Origin of the sequence: Saccharothrix mutabilis subsp. mutabilis, from assembly GCF_039521145.1 — a bacterium.
In the GTDB taxonomy this organism is placed as follows: domain Bacteria; phylum Actinomycetota; class Actinomycetes; order Mycobacteriales; family Pseudonocardiaceae; genus Actinosynnema; species Actinosynnema mutabilis.
In genome coordinates this window covers 69,712-85,533 of the sequence record NZ_BAAABU010000027.1, presented here as the reverse complement: position 1 = coordinate 85,533, position 15,822 = coordinate 69,712, and the positions used below count along the sequence as shown (strand labels likewise).

Sequence of the window (15,822 nt, the reverse complement as noted above, 5' to 3'; positions counted from 1 at the left end):
GCATGGCCTCCTTCGCCGTCCCCACCGGCCACGCGGGCACCCGCGTCCTGGGCCTGGGCAGCTACCAGCCCGACACCGTCGTGAGCAACGACGACCTGACCAAGGTCATGGACACCTCCGACGAGTGGATCCGGGACCGTGTCGGCATCGCCAACCGCCGGTTCGCCGCCAAGGACGAGAAGCTCGTCGACATGGCGGTCGAGGCGGGCGCGAAGGCCGTCGCCGACGCCGGGCTCTCCCCCTCCGACATCGGCGCGGTGCTGGTCGCGACCTGCACCATGCCCTCGCAGATCCCCAACGCCGCCGCGCAGGTCGCCGACCGGATCGGCGTGAAGGCCGCGCCCGCGTTCGACCTGAACGCCGCGTGCGCGGGCTTCTGCTACGCCGTGGCCATGGGCTCGGACCTGGTCCGCGCCGGCACCGCGAAGCACGTGCTGGTGATCGGCGCGGAGAAGCTCACCGACTGGGTGAACCCGACCGACCGGTCCACCGCGATCATCTTCGCCGACGGCGCGGGCGCGGCCGTGATCGGGCCGGCCGACGAGCCGGGCATCGGCCCGGTGGCGTGGGGCAGCGCCGGCGACCTGGTGGACATGATCCACGTGGCCGACCGGGACTCGTTCATCTTCCAGGAGGGCCAGTCGGTCTTCCGCTGGGCGACCACGCAGATCGCGCCGATCGCGTTGCGGGCGGTGGAACTGGCCGGCATCGAGGTGTCCGACGTGGACGTCCTCGTGCCGCACCAGGCGAACCTGCGCATCGTCGAGGCGATCGCGAAGCGCCTGCGCGCCAAGGGTGCCCGCGAGGACCTCGTGATCGCGCGTGACATCGTGGACTCCGGCAACACGTCCTCGGCCTCCATCCCGCTCGCGCTGGACCACATGCGCGCGTCGGGCGAGGTCAAGAGCGGGGACGTGGCGCTGCTCGTCGGCTTCGGGGCCGGCCTGTCCTACGCGGGACAGGTCGTCCGACTGCCGTGACCAACCCCAGGACTCCGGTGGGACAGCCCAGCCGGCGGATGCAAGAAGGAAGGGATTTTCAGTGAGCAACGAGGACATCCAGAAGGGGCTCGCCGAGATCGTCGAGGAGGTCGCCGGTGTCGAGGCGGCCGACGTGACGGCTGACAAGTCCTTTGTGGACGACCTGGACATCGACTCGCTGTCCATGGTGGAGATCGCCGTGCAGGCCGAGGACAAGTTCGGCGTGAAGATCCCGGACGACGAGCTGGCCAACCTCAAGACCGTGGGCGATGCGGTGAACTACATCGCCAGCAACGCATGACCACTGGCAACGACGTCGTCGTCACCGGGCTGGGTGCCACCACCCCGCTCGGTGGCGACGTCGCCTCCACCTGGGATGCTCTGCTCGCGGGCCGCAGCGGCGTCAAGCCGCTGGAGACCGACTGGGTGGAGCGGTTCGAGCTGCCCGTGCGCATCGCCGCGCAGCTCGCGGTCGAGCCGACCGAGGTGCTGCCGCGCGTCGAGGCGCGCCGGCTGGACCGCTGCGAGCAGGTCGCGGTGGTCGCCGCCCGCCAGGCGTGGGCGGACGCCGGGCTCGGCGAGGACGGTGTCGACAAGGAGCGGCTGGGCGTCGTCGTCGGCACCGGCATCGGCGGCGCGCTGACGCTGCTGAACCAGGACGACCTCATCGAGGAGTCGGGGCTGCGCAAGGTGTCCCCGCTGACCGTGCCCATGCTCATGCCCAACGGCCCGGCCGCGCACGTCGGCCTGGACCTGAAGGCGCGGGCGGGCGTGCACGCGCCGGTGTCGGCGTGCGCGTCGGGCGCGGAGGCCCTCGCGTGGGCGTGGCGGATGCTGCGCTCCGGCGAGGCCGACGTGGTCGTGGCCGGTGGCGCGGAGGCGTGCATCACGACGATCACCATGGCGGGCTTCATCCAGGCCCGGACCATGAGCACCCGCAACGACGACCCGACGCGGGCGTCCCGCCCGTTCGACGTGGACCGCGACGGTTTCGTGCTCGGCGAGGGCGCCGGGATCATGGTGCTGGAGCGCGAGGAGTTCGCCCGCGCCCGCGGCGCCCGGATCTACGGCAAGCTGGCCGGCATCGGCACGTCGTCGGACGGCCACCACATCACCGCGGCCGACCCGGAGGGCCTGGGCCAGTCCCGCGCCATCGCGGCGGCCATCCGCACGGCGGGCCTGTCGCCGACGGACATCGGCCACGTGAACTGCCACGCGACGTCCACCCCGGTGGGCGACGTGATCGAGCCGCAAGCCGTGAAGCGCGCGATCGGCGACCACGCGGTGCTGACGGCGCCGAAGGGCAACCACGGCCACCTGCTCGGCGCGTCCGGCGCGGTGGAGGCGATCACGACCCTGTTGTCGGTGCGCGACGGCATCGTGCCGCCGACGCTGAACCTGGACAACCAGGACCCGAAGGTGCAACTGGAAGTCGTGACCGGCGAACCGCGCAAGATCGACCTGGTCGCGGCGGTCAACAACTCCTTCGGCTTCGGCGGCCACAACGTGTCCCTGGTGTTCACCGGCGCCTGACCGGTCTTGGTGCACGACCCCGCGGCCCGGCTCCTTCCGCCGGTCCCGGGGTCGTTCGCTGTCCGGGGTTCGCGAGGCGGCGGTGCGGCGGCGGCTTCGCGGGCTTGGCGCGGCTTGGCTTGGCGGGCTCGGCTTGGCGCGGCGCGGCGCGGTGCGGTGCGGGGCGGCGGCGGGCGGGGCGGCGGCGGCGAAGCGGAGGTGTGTGTGGGCTTGGCGGTTGGCTCTGGTGGTTGCGGGTTCGTGGTCAGCAGGCGGTGAACTGGGAGCTTGAGCCCTCTGTGCCCAGGTCCACCCGCAGCGAGCCCGCCTCCTCCTGCAACGGGTAAACCACCCGCCACCGGATGCAGTCCGCCTGCAACTCCGCCGGCGCCTTCGCCACGTCCTGCGTGCTGACGAACGTCATCAGCACCCGCAGCCGCCCCGCCGTCACCGTCTCCACCCGGTGCACCTGGATCGTGCCGTCCCGCGAACTCTCGTAGTCCGCCTCCCAGCGGATGCGGGGTGTCCGGTTCACGCGGTCCGCCGTGACCGTCTTCGCCCACGCCTCGTAGTCGTGGTCGTTGATGGCGTCGAAGTAGCGCTGCAGGACCTCGCGCACCCGCTGGCCGTCCGGGTGCAGGGCGGCGTCGATGCTCAGTTGCACGGTCGGCGGACCCGGCTGCGCGCTGCGCGGCACGGACGACGACGCGGTGGGCAGCGCGATCTGGTCGCCCACCGCCTGAAGGGGTCGCCGGTAGGCCTCGCGGGCCAGGACGCCGGCGCCGGCGGTCAGGGCGGCGACCACCAGCACGGTGGGCAGCAGCAACCGGGACGACACCACCAGAGGGTGCCATATGAGCCCGAACCCCCGGGTCGCCACCCGGACGGAGCAGCCCACTACCCGATCTCTGCGGGTGGTTCAACCACCGCCGACCACCGCAATTCGGTAAACACGAATTTCGGCGTAGATTTCACACCCTATCGGCGCACCGCCGGACCCGTTTCCGGAGTAATCGACGGCACTATCCCCCGATGGGACCAGCGCACCACGCGCGGTGACGCGACCGCAAAACAGCGGATTGCGAAACAACGTGCCTGGTCGCACACAACCAACCATTTGAACGATCCAGTGCCGTTTAGCGACGACACGCCGACGACACCGCTCGGACCAGCACTAAACATGGCGTTCGGGTGGTTTCGGACCGTCCGGTCGCACGGATGGTGCGATTCCGGGCAACCCGTGCACGCACGAACGGCGCAGCACCCTCGCCGGTCTGGCGGATTGGCCGGAAGTGCACCCACGTGCGGGAATACACCGGTCGAAAGAATCCTGGGGAGGGGAATTCCGGTGGATCTCCGCTATGAGGCTTACTGCTTCGCGGACCGTCTCTTCTACGACGTGCAAAGCCACGCGGAAACCGCCGTCGACGATTTCTCGCAGGTGCTCCCGGCGCTACCGGCCGGCTGGTCGCGGACCGACCTCACCATCTGGCGCTACCTCCAGCCCGACGGCGCGACCCTCCCCCGCCAGGGCTGGAAGGTCCACGTCTCGGCGACCGTCAAGAACGCCGGCGAGGTGCTGCTGACCGCCTACGAGTACCTGGTCGCGCGCCGCATCCCCTTCAAGTACCTGCGCACCCGGTCCATCGTGCTGGCGCGCAACTCCAAGTACGCCCCGCGCGAGGCCAGCGGCAAGCTCATCACCATCTACCCGGCCGACGAGGCCCAGCTCGACACCACCCTGCGCGAGCTGGACGCCCTGCTGTCCGGCAAGCCCGGCGCGTACATCCTCAGCGACCTCCGTTACGGCGCCGGCCCGCTGTACGTGCGCTACGGCGGGTTCGTCGAGCAGTGGCTGGAGCTGGACGGCCGACGCGTGCTGGCGATCGAGGGCCCCGACGGGGAACTGGTGCCGGACAGGCGCAAGCCCACGTTCTCCGTCCCCGAGTGGGTCGCGCTGCCGTCCTTCCTGGACGAGCACCTGGCCGCGCGCAAGGCCGGCGACGCCGAGTCGTTCCCGTACCGGGTGACCGGGTCGCTGCACTTCTCCAACGGCGGCGGCGTCTACCGCGCCACCCGCAAGTCCGACGACGCGCCCGTCGTCCTCAAGGAGGCCCGGCCGCACGCCGGGCTGGACCGGGACAACGTGGACGCCGTCACCCGGCTGCGGCGCGAGCACGACATCCTGACCCGGCTGCGCGGGGTGCCCGGCGTGCCGGCGGCGTTGGACTACTTCACCGCGTGGGAGCACGAGTTCCTCGCGATGTCGCCGGTCCCGGGCCGCCCGGTCGGCCAGTGGCTGGGCCGCCACTACCCGCTGACCCACCACGAGACCACGCCCGAGCAGATCGCCGAGTACACCGGGCGCGCGCTCAAGATCGTCGAGAAGGTCGAGGACATCGTGGCCCGCGTCCACGAGCGCGGCGTCGTGTTCGGCGACCTGCACCCGTTGAACGTGCTGGTGGACGAGGACGACTCGGTGTCGCTCATCGACTTCGAACTGGCCTCCACGCTGGAGGAGGGCCGCAAGCCCACCCTCGGCTCCCCCGGCTTCCAGGCCCCGCCGGACCGCTCCGGCTTCGAGATCGACCAGTACGCGCTGGCGGCCCTGCGGCTGTACCTGTTCCTGCCGCTCAACGCGGTCGTCGAGCTGGCCCCGGTCAAGCTGCGCAACCACGTCGAGTTCGTCCGCCGCCGCTTCGACCTGCCCGAGGACTACTGCGCCCGCGTCCTCGACGTGCTGACCCCGCGGGTGGACGCGCCCGCGCCGGCCTCGACGCCGCTGGAGGAGCCGCGGCCGGACTGGAAGGTCGTGCGCAAGTCGATCGCCGCCGCGATCCTGGCCTCCGCCACCCCCGAGCGCGCCGACCGGCTGTTCCCCGGCGACATCGAGCAGTTCGAGGTGGGCGGCGCGGGGTTCGCCTACGGCGCGGCGGGCGTGCTGCACGCGTTGGACGCCGCCGGCGCGGGCCGGTTCCCCGAGCACGAGCGCTGGCTGCTGGACAAGGTCCGCCGCGACCCGCCGAAGGAGCCCGGTTTCTACACCGGCGCGCACGGCATCGCGTACGTGCTGGAGAACTTCGGCTACCGCGACGAGGCCGACGAGATCGTGTGCGCGTACCACCGGCTGCTGCCCTCGCTGAAGGACCACGGCCTGAACTCGGGCCTGTCCGGGGTCGGCCTGAACATGCTGCACTTCGCGTGGACCCGGCAGGACGAGGTCTACGCCGACCAGGCCGTGGAGATCGGCGCGAAGCTGGTCGGGATGCTCGCCGAGGCCGCGCCGCCCGGCGACAAGGCCAAGGCGGGCCTGCTGCACGGCTGGTCCGGCCCGGCGCTGCTGTTCACCCGCCTGTTCGAGCACACCGGCGACCGGGCGTGGCTGGACGCGGCGGAACGCGCGCTGGAACGCGACCTCGCCGAGTGCGACACCGCCCTGGACGGCTCCACCCAGGTCCGCGACGGCAACTTCCGCACCCTGCCCTACGTCGGCATCGGCAGCGCCGGCATCGCCCTGGCGCTCAAGGAGTTCTCGCGGGTCGAGCCGGACGCGCCGTGCGTGCGGCGGCTGCCCGAACTGGTGGCGGGCCTGACCGGCGAGTTCGTGATCCAGCCCGCCCTGGCCCTCGGCCGCGCCGGTCTGCTCGCGTCCCTCGTGCACACCGGCGGGCCGCGGGAGGCGGTCGAGCGGCACCTCGCCGCGCTGGCCTGGCACGCCGTCCCCTTCCAGGAGGGCACGGCGTTCCCCGGCATCCAGTTGCGCCGGCTGTCGATGGACCTGGTCACCGGCGGCGCGGGCGTCCTGCTCGCGCTCGCCTGCGCACTGGACGGCAGCCCCGTGCTGCCGTTCCTCAAGGCCCCGGCCCACGCGGGTCGGTCGTAGTAACAGCAACACCCTTCGTCCCCCCGGAATGAGGAGTTCGAGATGGAGTTCATCCTCGACCTGCAGGACCTGGAGACCCCCGAGGTCCAGGACAGCGCGATGGCCAGCGGCGGCAGCGGCGGTGGCGGCAGCACCACGGCGTCCAACGCGTCGCTGCTGCTCCCGTGCAGCCACTCGACGGTGAGCCTGCTCGCCTGCTGACGCCTGCGCCAGGTCGAACACCGGTGAGCGGCGCAGGCGAAGTGCGCCGCTCACCAGCCACACGAGGGTCCGGCGAACGGTGAGGCCGCGTCGGGTTGTCGGGTCGCCTTTCCCGCCGATCACGCTCTTCGATCGGCGGGAATCGCGACGCGACGAGCCGACTACCAGGCGGCCTCGCCCGCGACGCCGGAGGCGGCGCAATCGACCCGGTCCCCCGGCTCGCACCCGGGCGGCCGACGTCGGGCCCTCACCCATGATGCGCCCCCTTCGGACGGTGTGGAGCGGGAATGTTGTTGCGGACGGTCGTCCGGCGGGACCCGAGGTGGCTGCTGCTCGCGCTCAACGCGCTGCTGGCGACCACGGCGGGCCTGCTGCTGCCCACGGCGCTGGCCCGCGCGGTGGACCTCGCGCTGGGCGGCCGGCTCGACACCGGCGCGGTGCTCCTGCTGGTCGGGCTGGCCGGGGTCGAGGTGGTGGGCGACGCGGTCGGCGTGGTGCTGGCGGCGGCGATCACCGCGCGCGGCACGGCGTGGCTGCGCGACCGGCTGGCCGGGCACCTGGTGGCGCTGGGCCACCCGGCGCGGTTCGAGCCGGGTGACGCGATCAGCCGGTTGACCGGCGACAGCGCCATCGCGGGCGGGTTCGCGGTGCTGCTGGTGAACCTGGGCGTCACGGCGCTGACGGCCGGTGGCGCGGTGCTGGCGCTGGCGTTGCTGGACTGGCGGCTCGCGGTGGTGTTCCTGCTGAGCGTGCCGCTGGCGACGCTGCTGGTGCGGTCGCACCTGAAGCTGACCGCCGAGGACGTGACAGCCTACCAGGAGGTGTCCGGCGAGCTGTCCGCGCGGCTGGTGGACGCGGTCGGCGGGTTGCGCACGATCGCCGCGTCCGGGCGGGCCGAGCAGGAGGCGCGGCGCGTGCTGCGGCCCCTCCCCCGGCTCGCGGCGGCGGGCATCGGCATGTGGCGGACGCAGGCGAAGATGATCTGGCGGGCGGGTCTGCTGCTGCCCGCGGTGGAGCTGGCCGTGCTGACCGCCGCCGGGTTCGGCGTGGTCGCGGGCCGGTTGAGCGTCGGTGACGTGCTGGCCGCCCTCGGCTACGCGGGGCTGGGCATGGCGGTCGTCGGGCAGGCGACCGTGCTGACGGCGGTGCAGCGGGCGCGGGCGTCGGCGGCGCGGATCGACGAGGTGCTGCTGACCGAACCGGAACCCGTTGTCACGCACGGGTTTTCCGCGCCCGGCGTGGTGGAGCTGCACGGCGTGTCGGTGGGTGACGCGTTGCGCCAGGTGGACCTGTCGGTGCCCGCCGGGACGTTCCTGGCCGTGGTGGGCCGGTCCGGCGCGGGCAAGTCGGCGCTGGCGGCGGTGCTCGGCGGGTTGACCGCGCCGTCCTCGGGACGGGTGCTGCGCGGCGGGTCGGTCGGGTACGCGTTCGAACGGCCGGCGCTGCTGGGGGCGACCGTCGCGGACGCCGTGTCCTACGGCGCGGCGCTGGAACGGGACGAGGTCGTGGCGGCGTGCCGGGCGGCGCAGGTGCACGACGTGGTGGTCCGCCTCCCGCACGGCTACGACACACCGCTGGCCGAGACCCCGTTGTCCGGTGGCGAGGCGCAACGGCTCGGGCTGGCGCGGGCGGTCGCGCGCGATCCCCGCGTGCTGGTGCTGGACGACGCCACGGCGAGCCTCGACACCGTGACCGAGTCCACTGTGGAGCGCGCGTTGGCATCGGCTTTGCCCGGTCGCACAAGGGTTGTCGTGACGCACCGGGCCGCGACCGCGCGGCGGGCGGACCTGGTGGTGTGGCTTGAGGACGGTCGGGTGCGGGCGAGGGGTCCGCACGAGGTGCTGTGGGACGACGCGGAGTACCGGGCGGTGTTCGGCTGATGGGACCGTACCTGCGGGCGTTGGCCGCTCAGCGGCGCGCGGTGCTGGCGCTGCTGGGCTGGTCGGTGGTGGAGGGCGTGCCGGCGCTGCTGTCCGGGCGGCTGGTCGGGTTGGCCGTGGACCGGGGTTTCGCGGTCGGCGACGTGCGGACCGGCGTGCTGTGGCTGCTGGCGTTCGCGGTCGTGGCGGTGCTGGGCGGGTTCGGGCTGCGGCAGGTGTTCATGCGCCTGGGCGAGGTCGTGGAGCCGTTGCGGGACGCGCTGGTCGGGGTGGTCGTGCGGGGCGTGCTGCACTCGTCGCGGCGGCAGCCCGACGCCGGTGCCGTCGCGCGGATCACCCGGCACGTCGAGGTGGTGCGCGACGCGACCGCCGGGTTGCTGGTGCAGGCGCGGGCGTTGCTGGTGACCACCACCGCGGCTCTGGTGGGTCTGGCGACGTTGGTGTCGTCGGTGGCGTGGCTGGTCGTGCTGCCGGTGGTGGCCTCGCTGGTGCTGTTCGGCGCGTTGCTGCCGATGTTGGCGCGCGGGCAGCGGGCGCTGGTGCTGGCCGACGAGGACGCGGCCGAGGCGGCGGGGTCGGTGCTGCTCGGGATGCGCGACGTCGTGGCGTGCGGGGCGGGCGCGCGGGCGGTCGCCGACGTGCGGCGGCAGGTGGACCGGCAGGCGGCGGCGACCGTGCGGCTGGCGTGGGCGACGGCGGTGCGCGGGATCGTGATCTCGGTCGGCGGCTTCGCGCCGCTGGCGCTGCTGGTGGTGCTCGCGCCGGGGTTGGTGGCGCGCGGCGAGCTGACCGCGGGCCAGGTGCTGGGCGCGGTCGTGTACCTGAGCACCAGCGTGCAGCCGGCGCTGCGGCGGCTCGCGGACACCGTCGGCACGGTGGTGCTGCGGTTGGCCGTGGCGCTGCGCCGACTGGCCGAGGCGGCGCCGGTTCCGGAGGACCCGCCGGGTGAACTCGTTCCGGGGGGTGACGAGGTCGAGCTGCGCGGGGTGACGTTCGGGTGGGGCGCGGGCGTGCCGGTCGTGCGGGACCTGTCGCTGCGGTTGGCGCCCGGGTCGCACCTGGCCGTGGTGGGGCCGAGCGGCATCGGGAAGTCGACGTTGGCCGGGCTGCTGACGGGGTTGATCGCGCCGCACGCCGGGGACGTGCTGTTCGGCGGCGTGCCGGTGCGGGAGGTGGAGCCTGCGGTGCGGCACTCGCGGATCGCGCTGGTGCCGCAGGAGACGTACCTGTTCACCGGGACCGTGCGGGAGAACCTGGCGTTGTTCGCGCCTTCGGCTTCGGACGAGGCGTTGCTGGCGGCCGTCTCGGCGGTGGGCGCTTCGGGCGTCGTCGCGCGGTTGGGCGGGTTGGACGGGGTCGTCGGGCACGGTGGCGGCGGGTTGTCGGCCGGCGAGGCGCAGTTGCTGGCGGTGGCGCGGGTGTACGCGTGCCCGGCGGACGTCGTGGTGCTGGACGAGGCGACGTCCAACCTGGACCCGGCGGCGGAGGCCGTGGTGGAACGGGCGTTCGCGGCGCGGGGCGGGGTGCTGGTGGTGATCGCGCACCGGCTGTCGTCCGCTTTGCGTGCTTCGTCGGTATTGGTGATGGACGGCGGCGAGCCGTTGCTGGGGTCGCACGAGGAGTTGCTGCGCCGGTCGGCGGCGTACCGGGACCTGATGGCGGCGTGGCAGCCCGTGGCGTGATCTATTGGGCCGGTGGACGCCTCCGAAGAACACCGGCCGCGCCTGAAGGCCGTGGCGTACCGGATGCTGGGTCCTTCGCCGACGCGGAAGACGCCGTGCAGGAGACGTGGCTGCGGTACTCGCGTTCTCCGTCGGACGTGGACAACCTGGCGGCGTGGCTGACGACCGTGGTGAGCCGGGTGTGCTTGAACGTGCTGCGCTCGCGGGAGCGGCGGCGGTAGGCGCTGGGCGTGTCGGTGCCGGACCCGGTGGTCAGCGGCCCGGACGAGGACGTGGCGCTGGCCGACGCGGTCGGGTTGGCGCTGATGGTGGTGCTGGACGCGCTGGCGCCGGCCGAGCGGGTGGGGTTCGTGCTGCACGACATGTTCGCCGTGCCGTTCGAGGAGATCGCGGGGCTGGTGGACCGGTCGCCGGCGTCCGTGCGGCAACTGGCTTCGCGGGCGCGGCGACGGGTGCGGACGTCGGCACCCGCGCCGGACGCTTCCCGTGCGGAACAACGCGAGGTGGTGGACGCGTTCTTCGCCGCCGCGCGTGAGGGGTCGATCGAGGGGTTGCCGGCGGTGCTGGACCCGTCGGTGGTGCTGCGGTCGGACGCGGGGGCGGGTGCTCCGCTGTCGGTGCTGCTCGACGGGGCGTCGGTGGTCGCCGGGCAGGCCGCTTCGTGGGGCTCCCTGTCGCCGCTCGCCCGGCCGGCGCTGGTCAACGGGGTGCCCGGAGTGGTCGTGGCCGGGCCTCGGGGGCCGTTGTCGGTGATGGCGTTCAGCGTGGTGGGTGGGCGGGTCGTGGCGATCGACGTGATCGCGGACGCGGCGCGGTTGGGGGTGTTGGACCTGTCGGCGGTGGGTGCTTGAGGTGTTGGCGCCCGGAATTGTCGTGGGCCGTCGGTAGAATGGATACCGGGGGCCGTGGCCCGGCGTGTCGGCGAAAACGCGCCGAAATGCGCCGACCCGGCTCCACAGCGCGACTTGGCCCAGCCCGGCGGATCAACACACCCGGCTCGGCGGTCAGCGCGGCTCGGCGATCAGCACGGCTCGGCGATCAGCACGGCTCGGCGATCAGCACGGCTCGGCGATCAGCACGGCTCGGCGATCAGCACGGCTCGGCGATCAGCACGGTCCGGCGATCAGCACGGTCCGGCGACCAGTGGCGGCGAAGGCGGGCGGACGAGCGGCGGGTTCGCATGAGTCGCAGCGAGCGGGGCGGTGGCAAGCGTTTGCGCCGCAGGTGTTGGAGCGGGTGTGTTTCCGCCTGTGTTGTGGCGATTTCGCGCGCACGGCGGGCCACGGCCCCCCGGTATCCATTCTACCGGCGGGGTCCGACAAATCCGACGATCCGCGCGCAACGGCGAACATTGGCGCGCGACGGCCGGCGGTCAGAGCACAACGGCCGACTATCCGCGCGCAACGGCCGCCGGTCAGAGCGCGACGGCCGACCATCCGCGCAGAGGTCAGCCCACTCGGTGCAGCCACGTCACGGGAGCGCCGTCACCGGCGCGGCGGAACGGCTCCAGGGCGTCGTCCCAGGCCGCGCCCAGGATCTCGTCCACGCCGTGCGCGAAGGACTCGCCGCCGCGGCTTCTCGCCGCCAGGGTCCGCAGCTGGTCCTCGGACACGACGATGTCGCCGTTGGCGCTGGTGCGCGCGTGCCACAACCCCAGCACGGGCGCGAAGCAGTACCGGACGCCGTCGACGCCGGGGCTCGGGTCCTCCGTGACCTCGAACCTCAGCATCGGCCACGCCCTGAGGGCGGCCACGAGTCGGGCGCCTGTGCCGGCTTCTCCGGACCAGGCCGCCTCGGCGCGCAACTGCCCCGGCGCCGCGGGTTGGGCCGCCCACTTGAGGTCCGCCCGCTCGCCGAGGGTGCCCGAGATCGCCCACTCGACGTGCGGACAGACCGCAGACGGCGACGAGTGGACGTAGACCACGCCACTGGTGCTGCCACGGGTGCTCACGTTGACCTCCGCTACTCGACGAGGGACGTCTTCCCCTACGGCCTGTCGAGGTGCTGCGGACGATCTTGCGAATTCCCGACCCGGCCATTCTGCCCGCGATCGCAGCGGTCCGCCAGAAGAACCAGCACGTTCATCACCCGGGCGGGTCAGATACAGGACTTTAGACCCTGATTCGCGACCCCTCGGCCCAGTTCAGTGGGGCCGAGGGGTCACTTTCCGAGATCAACCGGACACGATCACGTGATCTACTGCGCACGCAGCGAGGTGACCGCCGCCACCACGTCCACCAGACCCGTTCCGCGGTCGAAGCTGCTCGTGTACGCGCCGGCCGGCACGTAACCGCCGCCGTACTTGTGGGCACTGGCCTTCAACGCCGCCTCGATCTGGCCGGGGGTGGCGTTCGGGCGCGCCTGGAACAGCTGGGCCACGATGCCCGCGATGTGCGGGGCCGCCATGGACGTGCCGGAGATCGTGTTGAACGTCCCGAGGTCGAGCAGGCCGGGGCCGTTCTGCGGCTTGAGGCCCGTCGCGCAGATCACCAGGTACGGCCGGCACGCCGCCGTGATGTTCTCGCCCGGCGCGGAGATGTCCGGCCACGTCGACGGGTCGGTGGCCAGGCCGCGCGACGAGTAGTCCGACACCGCGCCGTCGCGGGTGCCGGTGTCCCGGTCGTTGTAGGACGCGACCGAGATCACGCCGGGTGTCGGGTCCTGGCCGGGCGGGTTGGACAGGCTGGTCGTCCCGTCACCGCCGTCGTTGCCGTTGGCCCACACGGTCACCACGCCCTGCGCGGCGAGCGCCCGCTGGAGCTTCGCGGTGGCCGAGTTCGGGTCGAACGCGCCACCGCCGACCGGGCCGTAGGAGTTGTTGACCACCTTGATCGGCGGGCACGTCGAGGCCGGCACGCCCGCGCCGCACGGGGCGGCGTGGTTCTCCAGCACCCAGTTCAGCGCCGCGTCGGCGCCGAGGATCAGCAGCGCCGCGCCGGTCGAGACGACCACGGTCTTCGCGCCGGGGGCCGCGCCGCGCACCACCGTGCCGTCGGTCAGCTTCACGTCGCTGCCCACGGCGATGCCGGTGACGTGCGTGCCGTGGCCGCCGACGGACAGCGTGTCGGTGTCCACCGACGTGGGCACGTCCACGATGCAGCCGGTGCCGGTGGACGACTCGTCCACGCACAGGCTCTTGAGGTTGCGGACGACCTTGGTCTGGCCGCTCGCGGTGCGGAACGCCGGGTGCGTCGGGTCCACGCCCGAGTCGATGACGGCGACGGTGACGCCGCTGCCGTCCAGGGCGAGGCCGTTGGCGCCGGTCAGGGTCTGGCGCGCTTCGAGGCCTCGGGTGGCGGTGTGGGAGGTGGAGCCGGTGAAGCGGATCGGCTGGTCGGCCTCGACGTAGGTCACGCCGGGCACGGCCCGCACGGCGGCGATCCCGGCCGCGCTGCCGCGGGCGGCGACCACGCCGATGCGGTTGAACGCGGTGATCCGGGTCAGGCCGGCCTGGCCGACCGCGCGTTCGGCGGCGGCCAGGTCGGTGCCGTGCACCAGGACGGTGCCGGAGTAGGTGGGGCCGAGCAGGGCCGAGACGGGCGCGAGCAGGCCCGCGTTGGCGGAGGGGGCGGCGGTCACGGAGAGTGCCAGGACTCCCGCGGCGGCCAAGGCGACTTTGCGCATGGCGTTGGAACCTCCGGTGCAGGGTTGAGCAACCCTTCTAACGATCGACCCCCGTTCCGGTGATGGCAGTCACTGAAAGTGTCAAGTCGCCCTCCTCGCCGCCGATCGGGTGCCGCCGGCGCTACGGTGTCCGATCGTGTGGAACGGTGTGTTCTCGTGCGCCTGATCAAACTCGGGGCCGAGCCCTCGGCGGTCGGCGCCGACGTGCGGGCCGCGCTCAGCACGTGGGGTCACGGCGACTCCGTGCTGGGCGGTGTCGCGCTGCTCGGCGTCACGCCACCGGACTGCCCGCGCCCGCTGGACGCGGTGGTCGTGCTGCCGCGCGGCGTGCTCGTGGTGGTCGGCGTGGACCTGCCGGACCCCGCCATGCGCCTGGAGGCCCCGCTGGCCGGCCAGTGGACGATCGACGGCTGGCCGCTGACCCGCCCGGACGGCGCGACGAGCCCCGCCGCCGAGGCGCTGGAGGCCAGCGCCGCCGTCACCCGCCGCATCCAGGACATGCGCGGCGAACCGCTCCCCGTGGCCACCGTCGTCGCCGTCGGCCCGTACGTGGGCCAGGTCGTGCAGCCGACCGTGGACCTCAACCGGGGCGTGCGCGTCCTGCACCCCAAGCCCACCTCGTTGCTCGCCGCCGCCCGCGAACTGGCCACCAGCGACCGCCCCTGCTCCGCGGGCCACGCGGCGAAGCTGCTCGCCGTGCTCGCGCCCACCGGCACCCCGCCCGCGGTCCGCGACCTGGTCGCCGAGGGCTTCCCGGACGCGGCGACGGACCTGGCGTCGGCCAGCACCATGCTCCTGCCGCGCGTCGCGCCCGCGCCCCGACGCCCGAAGTGGCTGCCGTACGCGGCGGCGGCCGTGGTGGTGGCGCTGCTGATCGTCGCCGCGTGGGCGTTGCTGTCCTCCGGCGGCTCGACCGAGGCGTCGTCGGCCACCAGCACCGCGCCGCAGCCGACGACCGTCGTCGTGGACGGCCGCAACTACTCGCCCAGGGGCGCGGACCGGACGGAGAAGTGCGCGGACCACGCGTTCGGCGACATCCAGGTCTGGCTGGCGGGGCACATGTGCCTCCAGCTCAAGCGCGCGGTGTACGAGACCACGATGGACGGTCGCAAGGTCGGCATCGCGGTGTCGGAGCTGAACCTGCCGGACGGCACGCGGGCCGCCGAACTGCACGCGGTCACGTCGGCGGCCGGCACCGGCGGGATCACGCCGCTGGTCAAGGAGGGCAAGTCCTGGCCGGGCGGCCCGGCCACGTTCGACCACTCGGCGATCAAGACGCTGGTGAAGGACTCGCAGGTGCGGATCACGCAGGCGGTGTGGGCGGAGGGCGAGTCCGACCCGGCCGACCCGATGCTGGTGGCCCTGGCCCAACAAGCCATGCGCCTGCCGGTGACGCAATAACCCACCGACACGCGAGATCGTCGCTGACGCGCGAGACCGTTGGTGCCACGCGGATTGTCGTCGGTGCCACGCGGACTGTCGGTGCCACGCGGACTGTCGGTGCCACGCGGACTGTCGGTGCCGCGTGGACTGTCGGTGCCGCGCGGAATTGTCGGTGCCGCGTGAGACGATCGACTCGGGGGCCGCAGGCCGCCGAGTCAGCGGCCGGTCCGGGCCAGGCCGATCGCGATCAGCCCGAACGTCACGTGCAGCACGATCGCCAGCCCGGCCGCCGTGCTCGTCAGCTCCGTCCCCGGCCGCCCCGCCAGCGCGCCGCACGAGAACAGCCACCCCGCGACCGCCACCGCGAACCCGGCCCCCAGCCACGCCCGCGGCACGTGCGCCAGGCACAACAACGCGTGGCTGCGCGCCCGCAGCAACGTGTAAGCCACCACGGGCACGACCAGGAACCCCGGCAGGTACGCCGCGATGGGCGCGAACGCCGGTCCACCCGGCACGAACGTCGACGCGATGACCAGCACGCACCAGAACACCGCACCGCTCGCGAGTGCAACGGTTCCCCTGGTCACCTCCCCCAGTGTAATGAGCCGAAGCCGCAATTCGCGGAGGTGACGCCTGATGGCGCACCACACCTACGGCACTCGGCGTACCCCTGCGCA

12 protein-coding genes and 1 pseudogene are annotated in these 15,822 nt (G+C 73.1%); 9 read left to right on the top strand and 4 right to left on the bottom strand.

Annotated features, from left to right (window positions below; translation table 11 throughout):
- Positions 1–2 precede the first annotated feature (2 nt).
- The 3 genes from ABD126_RS34630 to ABD126_RS34620 all read left to right on the top strand — a co-directional run bounded on the left by ABD126_RS34630 (position 3) and on the right by ABD126_RS34620 (position 2,513).
- The gene (locus ABD126_RS34630; protein WP_343939076.1) at positions 3–980 is read left to right on the top strand and encodes a beta-ketoacyl-ACP synthase III; all 978 of its coding nucleotides are present in this window, start codon (positions 3–5) and stop codon (positions 978–980) included.
- A 61-nt stretch (positions 981–1,041) separates the two neighbouring features.
- Complete coding sequence (locus tag ABD126_RS34625) at positions 1,042–1,281, top strand: acyl carrier protein (RefSeq protein WP_053720023.1); 240 nt, start codon at positions 1,042–1,044, stop codon at positions 1,279–1,281.
- Positions 1,278–2,513, top strand: coding sequence for a beta-ketoacyl-[acyl-carrier-protein] synthase family protein (locus ABD126_RS34620; RefSeq protein ID WP_343939071.1), 1,236 nt, complete (start codon positions 1,278–1,280; stop codon positions 2,511–2,513). The genes ABD126_RS34625 and ABD126_RS34620 overlap by 4 nt, the downstream gene beginning before the upstream one ends.
- A gap of 244 nt (positions 2,514–2,757) precedes the next feature.
- Here ABD126_RS34620 and ABD126_RS34615 read toward each other — a convergent pair whose 3' ends face one another.
- Positions 2,758–3,330, bottom strand: coding sequence for a hypothetical protein (locus tag ABD126_RS34615; RefSeq protein ID WP_343939069.1), 573 nt, complete (start codon positions 3,328–3,330; stop codon positions 2,758–2,760).
- Between the two features lie 510 nt (positions 3,331–3,840).
- Here ABD126_RS34615 and lanKC point away from each other — a divergent pair.
- From lanKC to ABD126_RS34590, 5 genes and pseudogenes are all read left to right on the top strand, one after another.
- The gene (lanKC, locus tag ABD126_RS34610) at positions 3,841–6,375 is read left to right on the top strand and encodes a class III lanthionine synthetase LanKC (RefSeq protein WP_343939067.1); all 2,535 of its coding nucleotides are present in this window, start codon (positions 3,841–3,843) and stop codon (positions 6,373–6,375) included.
- Between the two features lie 42 nt (positions 6,376–6,417).
- Positions 6,418–6,576 (top strand): SapB/AmfS family lanthipeptide, encoded by a 159-nt coding sequence (locus ABD126_RS34605; RefSeq protein ID WP_343939065.1) that lies wholly within the window; start codon positions 6,418–6,420, stop codon positions 6,574–6,576.
- A gap of 287 nt (positions 6,577–6,863) precedes the next feature.
- Positions 6,864–8,456, top strand: a complete 1,593-nt coding sequence (locus ABD126_RS34600; protein WP_343939063.1) for an ABC transporter ATP-binding protein — start codon at positions 6,864–6,866, stop codon at positions 8,454–8,456.
- Positions 8,456–10,138: an ABC transporter ATP-binding protein gene (locus ABD126_RS34595; protein ID WP_343939061.1), complete on the top strand. Its 1,683-nt coding sequence runs from the start codon at positions 8,456–8,458 to the stop codon at positions 10,136–10,138. Before ABD126_RS34600 ends, ABD126_RS34595 begins: the two co-directional genes overlap by 1 nt.
- A 63-nt stretch (positions 10,139–10,201) precedes the next feature.
- Positions 10,202–10,989 (top strand): annotated as a pseudogene (locus ABD126_RS34590) (sigma factor).
- A 596-nt stretch (positions 10,990–11,585) separates the two neighbouring features.
- On the opposite strand, the gene ABD126_RS34585 reads toward ABD126_RS34590, so the two are convergent.
- Both ABD126_RS34585 and ABD126_RS34580 read right to left on the bottom strand, forming a co-directional pair.
- The gene (locus ABD126_RS34585) at positions 11,586–12,089 is read right to left on the bottom strand and encodes a DUF3145 domain-containing protein (RefSeq protein ID WP_343939059.1); all 504 of its coding nucleotides are present in this window, start codon (positions 12,087–12,089) and stop codon (positions 11,586–11,588) included.
- 245 nt (positions 12,090–12,334) lie between these two features.
- On the bottom strand, positions 12,335–13,762 hold the full coding sequence (locus ABD126_RS34580; RefSeq protein ID WP_343939057.1) for a S8 family peptidase: 1,428 nt from the start codon (positions 13,760–13,762) through the stop codon (positions 12,335–12,337).
- A 156-nt stretch (positions 13,763–13,918) separates the two neighbouring features.
- Here ABD126_RS34580 and ABD126_RS34575 point away from each other — a divergent pair, with 156 nt between their 5' ends.
- Positions 13,919–15,163: a hypothetical protein gene (locus ABD126_RS34575; RefSeq protein WP_343939055.1), complete on the top strand. Its 1,245-nt coding sequence runs from the start codon at positions 13,919–13,921 to the stop codon at positions 15,161–15,163.
- Positions 15,164–15,360: 197 nt separating this feature from the next.
- On the opposite strand, the gene ABD126_RS34570 is transcribed toward ABD126_RS34575, so the two are convergent.
- Positions 15,361–15,732 carry a hypothetical protein gene (locus ABD126_RS34570; protein ID WP_343939053.1) on the bottom strand — a complete coding sequence of 124 codons (372 nt, stop codon included), beginning with the start codon at positions 15,730–15,732 and terminating at the stop codon, positions 15,361–15,363.
- Positions 15,733–15,822: the final 90 nt, after the last annotated feature.

Coding starts and splice junctions, on each gene's coding strand:
- ABD126_RS34620 (WP_343939071.1), top strand. CDS start 1,278: ATGACCACTGGCAACGACGTCGTCGTCACCGGGCTGGGTGCCACCACC.
- ABD126_RS34580 (WP_343939057.1), bottom strand. CDS start 13,762: ATGCGCAAAGTCGCCTTGGCCGCCGCGGGAGTCCTGGCACTCTCCGTG.
- ABD126_RS34600 (WP_343939063.1), top strand. CDS start 6,864: ATGTTGTTGCGGACGGTCGTCCGGCGGGACCCGAGGTGGCTGCTGCTC.
- ABD126_RS34605 (WP_343939065.1), top strand. CDS start 6,418: ATGGAGTTCATCCTCGACCTGCAGGACCTGGAGACCCCCGAGGTCCAG.
- ABD126_RS34630 (WP_343939076.1), top strand. CDS start 3: ATGGCCTCCTTCGCCGTCCCCACCGGCCACGCGGGCACCCGCGTCCTG.
- ABD126_RS34595 (WP_343939061.1), top strand. CDS start 8,456: ATGGGACCGTACCTGCGGGCGTTGGCCGCTCAGCGGCGCGCGGTGCTG.